The organism is Bradyrhizobium sp. 153 (assembly GCF_023073835.1).
GTDB lineage: Bacteria > Pseudomonadota > Alphaproteobacteria > Rhizobiales > Xanthobacteraceae > Bradyrhizobium.
In genome coordinates this window covers 1-1,012 of sequence record NZ_JADPKH010000014.1, presented here as the reverse complement: position 1 = coordinate 1,012, position 1,012 = coordinate 1, and the positions used below count along the sequence as shown (strand labels likewise).

At 56.1% G+C, this 1,012-nt stretch carries 1 pseudogene; it reads right to left on the bottom strand.

From position 1 onward, the window contains the following. Positions 1 to 3: 3 nt before the first annotated feature. Positions 4 to 950, bottom strand: a pseudogene (locus IVA91_RS02485) (IS481 family transposase). Positions 951 to 1,012: the final 62 nt, after the last annotated feature.

Here is a 1,012-nt window from a genome sequence, read left to right as displayed (position 1 = left end):
GCGCTAGGTGTTTAGTCCCGGCATTTGCTGGAGCGGATTGAGTTTGAATCGTTCTGGCTGGGAAGTCCAGCATTTGCAGATGTACTCGTAAGGCGTGAGTCCCTTCAGGGTCTTCAGCCGCCGAGCGTAGTTGTAGGCGTTGATGAAGTCGGCAAGGTGAGCTTCGAGCTGATCGTGTCGATCGTAATGGTAGCGTTGGACTGTCGCTTCCTTGATCGTGCGGTTCATGCGCTCGACCTGGCCATTGGTCCAGGGATGCTTGATCTTGGTCAGCCGATGTTCGATGCCATTCTCTTGGCAGCGCAGATCGAACATATGCGTCACGTATGTTGCCGTCGGGCCATCCGCGTAGCGTGGCGGGAAAGTGAACTGGATCCCATTGTCGGTGAGAACCGTGTGGATCTTGTAGGGGACAGCCGCAATCAGAGCTTCGAGGAAGGCCGAGGCCGAGCTCCTTCCCGTCTTTCTGACCAGTTGCACGAAGGCGAACTTGCTGGTGCGATCGATAGCGACATAGAGGTAGAGCTTGCCTTCAGCGGTCTGGAGCTCAGCGATATCGATGTGGAAATAGCCGATCGGATAAGCCTTGAACTTCTTCTTCGAAGGCTTGCTGCCTTCGGCCTCCGGCAATCGGCTGATGCCTTGGCGCTGAAGACAGCGATGCAGGGATGACCGCGTCAGATGCGGGATGGTCGGCTGTAGCGCATAAAGGCGATCGTCGAGCGGCAGTAGCGTATGCCGGAAAGCGACGATAATCGCCTCCTCCTCGATGGAAAGGACAGTCGACTTGGCTTCCTTGGGGCCTGTCGGGAGATCAGCTTCCACTTCGCAACAGTCTTCTGGTGGATCCCGTAGCGCTTAGCGAGGGCTCTCAGGCTCTCTTGACTATTTTGTATTGCTCGACGGACTGCCTCCGTCGTGGTGGCGCAGCCGTGGAAAATTTGTCCCATAGCGCTTCCTTCGAATCGTGCGATAAGGATGCACCATCAAAGGCTGGGACTAAACACCTAGT